This window comes from Pseudomonas sp. Pseusp97, assembly GCF_047304025.1.
Taxonomy (GTDB): domain Bacteria; phylum Pseudomonadota; class Gammaproteobacteria; order Pseudomonadales; family Pseudomonadaceae; genus Pseudomonas.
Window position 1 is genome coordinate 1 of sequence record NZ_JBGLYK010000408.1, and the last position, 2,062, is coordinate 2,062.

Annotated in this window: 2 protein-coding genes; one reads left to right on the forward strand and one right to left on the reverse strand. The window is 65.4% G+C overall.

Annotated elements, in window-relative coordinates; all coding sequences use genetic code 11:
* Positions 1-326: RBBP9/YdeN family alpha/beta hydrolase (locus ACCC94_RS29440; RefSeq protein ID WP_413353119.1), on the reverse strand; the 326-nt coding region annotated here is incomplete at its 3' end.
* Positions 327-700: 374 nt separating this feature from the next.
* On the opposite strand from ACCC94_RS29440, the gene ACCC94_RS29445 reads away from it, so the two are divergent.
* Complete coding sequence (locus tag ACCC94_RS29445) at positions 701-1,705, forward strand: AraC family transcriptional regulator (RefSeq protein WP_413353120.1); 1,005 nt, start codon at positions 701-703, stop codon at positions 1,703-1,705.
* Positions 1,706-2,062 lie beyond the last annotated feature (357 nt).

Consider the following 2,062-nt stretch of genomic DNA (forward strand, 5'->3'; position numbering starts at 1 on the left):
GCCCAACCCAGTTCGGCCAGGGCTTCTGGCCGGGGGTAGTGGGCCGGCCAGTCACCGTCGAGATCCGGCGGGGTTGCCAGCAGCGCGCCCTTGATCGGCCGGCTGTAGCGTGCGGCCCAATGAGCGACCATCAGCACGCCGGCGCTGTGGGCGACCAGGATCACCTCGCCCTCGATGCTTTCCAGCCCGCGCTGGATGGCTTCGACGCGGGCATTCAGGTCCAGCTTGTTCTCGGTCAGCGGCGGTACGCTGCGGACGTTCGGCAGGCGGTCCTGCAGCAGGGTCTGCCAGTGCTCGGCGACGTGATCGCGCAGGCCGGGGACCATGAGGACGGTGGTGGAAGTCTTGTTGATGCTCACCGGTTCACCTTTGGGTGATTTCGAACTTGTTGGACAGACAGTAGAGCTGCCCCGGTGAAGGTGCTTTGCATTGAGCGTCAGGCACTTCGCATTTGATGACAGGCCGCGGCCAGCCTGCTGTCCCGCCGACTCCACGGGTGGCGTGCGCAGCGGGACGTACGGTGCATTCCAGAGCGCCGCAGGCACTGGCCGAAGTGAGAACTTTCGTACACGATTGGTAACAGCTGTCGCTAGAATCTGAGGTCATCGACCCAGCCAGCGTGCACTCTGGCCAGCGGCGTCCACGGACCCCGACGGCACGGAGCAACCACAAGAACAAGAAGGCGATCGGCATGACCCCAATGGTTCGCATTGCGGCCCTCACCAACTACCTGGAAGTGGCCCGCCACCTGGGCCTCAACCCGCACCAGCAATTGAGCGCGGTGGGCCTGTCCCAGTCCATGCTCGATCACCCGGAGCAGCGCATCCCCGTGTCCACGGCGGTGACCCTGCTGGAGGAGTCGGCGCGCATCAGCGGCTGCGAGACCTTCGGCCTGCGCATGGCTGAATCTCGCCAGCTCGCCGACTTCGGCGTGATCAGCCTGCTGCTGTCGCACCAGGCGACGCTGCGCGAGGCCATCGACACCATCATTCGCTACCGCCACCTGCTCAACGAATCCCTGGCCCTCTACATCGACCAGGAAGGCAAGCTGGCGATCCTGCGCGAAGAGCTCCTGACGGTCCCGCCGATGCCCATGCGCCAGGGCCTGGAGCTGGCCCTGGGCACCCTCTATCGCCTCTGCGCCGCCCTCCTCGGCCCGCACTGGCGACCGGTCAGCGTCAATTTCAGCCACGACGCCCCGGCGGACATGCAGGTGCACCGCCGGCTGTTCGGCTGCAAGATCGAATTCGGCAGCGAGTTCAACGGCATCGTCATCCCCGCCGCCGATCTGGACGCGGCCAACCCCATGGCCGACCCGGCCATGGCCCGGCATGCGCGCAGCTTCGTCGATTCCCTGCCCGGCGCTACCGATGGCAGCACGCTGAACGAGGTGCGCAAATCCATCTACCTGCTGCTGCCCATGGGCCGCGCGACCATCGAGCAGATCGCCCAGTCGCTGGGGCTGAACGTGCGCACGCTGCAACGGCGGCTGGAAGACAACGGCGTGACCTTCTCCGACCTGATCAACGAAGTCCGGCGTGAGCTGGTGCTGCGCTACATGGAGAACCCGCGCTATTCGCTGGGGCGGATTGCCGACCTTCTGGGGTATTCGATGCCCAGCTCCTTCACCCGCTGGTTCGCGGTGCAGTTCGGCGTGTCGCCGGCGGCGTGGCGCAAGGAGCATCTGGGGCGGGAGGCGGAGTGAGTTTTGCCTGAGGGGGATGGTGGTGCCGTGCGGTTCGCGAGCAAGCTCGCTCCTACAGGTTGGCACCAGCGCCCGGGCTTTGCGTAGGAGCGGACCTTGTCCGCGAAATCCGTCGCGGCGGAAATCGGAGTCACGGGGATATTCCGTCAACCATCGCCTGCCGGCGATTCGCGGAGAAGCTCCGCTCCTACAAGAGCGTGCGCATCGATTTGGCTTTGGCTCCTGCAGACTTCCAGAGAAACATCCGCGCACGCCGAATGCCCCGTTCAGGAGGCCTCGTTGAAACTCCGATCACCTTCGGCCTCCTGAAAGGGGCACTCCGGAGCGTGCGGATGTTTCTGTGGAAGACCTGTAAGA

Bases quoted from the DNA above. Each gene is read 5' to 3' on its own strand.
- ACCC94_RS29445 (WP_413353120.1), top strand. From the start codon at position 701: ATGGTTCGCATTGCGGCCCTCACCAACTACCTGGAAGTGGCCCGCCAC.